Source organism: Arthrobacter crystallopoietes BAB-32 (assembly GCF_000328305.2).
GTDB lineage: Bacteria > Actinomycetota > Actinomycetes > Actinomycetales > Micrococcaceae > Crystallibacter > Crystallibacter crystallopoietes_A.
Genome location: NZ_ANPE02000315.1, coordinates 1 through 1,335, shown reverse-complemented (window position 1 = coordinate 1,335; position 1,335 = coordinate 1). Strand labels below are relative to the sequence as shown.

Here is a 1,335-nt window from a genome sequence, read left to right as displayed (position 1 = left end):
AGGGCCCCGGCATAGGTGGCGGCGCGGACGGCTTCGTGGACGCTCAGGCCCATCTGCAGCACGGCCGTCGTCACGCAGTAGTTCATGGCACTGGTGTACGAGGTGCCGGGGTTGCAGTTGGAGGCCAGGGCGATTTCGACGCCGGCATCCAGCAGCGTGCGCCCGGGGGCCAGCGGCTGCCGGGTGGACAGATCGCAGGCGGGGAGGCAGGTGGCAACCGTGCCGGGCTCCCCCGTCCCGCTCCGGGCATCCCAGCCGGACCACGTACCCGCCAGCGCCGCCACGTCGTCGTCGTTCAGGTAATTGACGTGGTCCACGCTGGCCGCGCTGAATTCCACCGCCAGCTGCACGCCCGGCCCCTCGCCCAGCTGGTTGCCGTGCACGCGCAGGCCCAGCCCGGCGTCGCGGCAGGCCGCCAGCACCCGGCGGGATTGCTCGGCGGTGAAGGCACCGCGCTCGCAGAACACGTCCGCCCACTGCACGTAGGGGCGCACCGCCGCGAGCATGTCGCCGCAGACCAGGTCCGTGTACTCGTCCGCGTCCACGCCGGCCGGCACCAGATGCGCGCCGAGGTAGGTCACCTGGTCGGCCACGGTGGCGGCAATCCGCGCGCTCCGGGCCTCCTGCTCGACGTCCAGCCCGTAGCCGGTCTTGGTCTCCAGATAGGTGGTGCCCCCGGCCACCGCCTCCGCGGCGCGGCCGAGCAGCAGCCGGGTCAGGTCGTAGTCGCTGGCGCCGCGGGTGGCCTCCATGGTCACGGCGATCCCGCCGGCGGCATAGTCCTGTCCGGCCATCCGGGCTTCGAATTCGGCGGTGCGGTCTCCGGCGAACACCAGGTGGGTGTGGGAGTCCACCCAGCCCGGCAGCAGCGCCCGGCCTTCGGCGTCGAACTGTTCGTCCGCCGCAGGAGCCTCGGCGGCGGGCCCGAGCCAGCTGATCCGCTCCCCCTCGATGACGATGGCGGCGTCCCGCAGCACGCCGTCGCTGCCGCGGGCCGGATCCTGGGTCATCAGCTCACCAATGTTGGTGACCAGTGCTGACGGGCTCATCGGCGGACTCCTTGCGTCGCGGGCCGCGACTGGTAGGTGCCGGCGCGGCCCACGGTGCGGGAGCCGGCAGCATCGATTTGTTCAATGGCGGCCGCGAGCAGCCGCGCGGGGTCGCCGAGGGTGGCATGGATGCCATGCCGGGCTGCCAGCCTTCCATTAACGACGACGGAGGTTACGTCCTGCGCGGTGGCCGTGAGGGCGAGCTGGTCGGGCCGGGAGCCCACCGTGCGCACGCTGGCCGGGTCCAGTGCCATCAGGTCCGCGTAGCTCCCCGGGCGGAAGCCCG

The 1,335-nt window shown here is 72.7% G+C and carries 1 protein-coding gene and 1 pseudogene; both read right to left on the bottom strand.

The annotated features are described in order from the left end of the window. The coding region (locus D477_RS20590) for an imidazolonepropionase (protein ID WP_005275264.1) at window positions 1-1,049 on the bottom strand (1,049 nt) is incomplete at its 3' end. Continuing rightward, a pseudogene (locus tag D477_RS20585) lies at window positions 1,046-1,335 on the bottom strand (hypothetical protein); the annotation flags it as partial. The gene D477_RS20590 and the pseudogene D477_RS20585, both read right to left, overlap by 4 nt.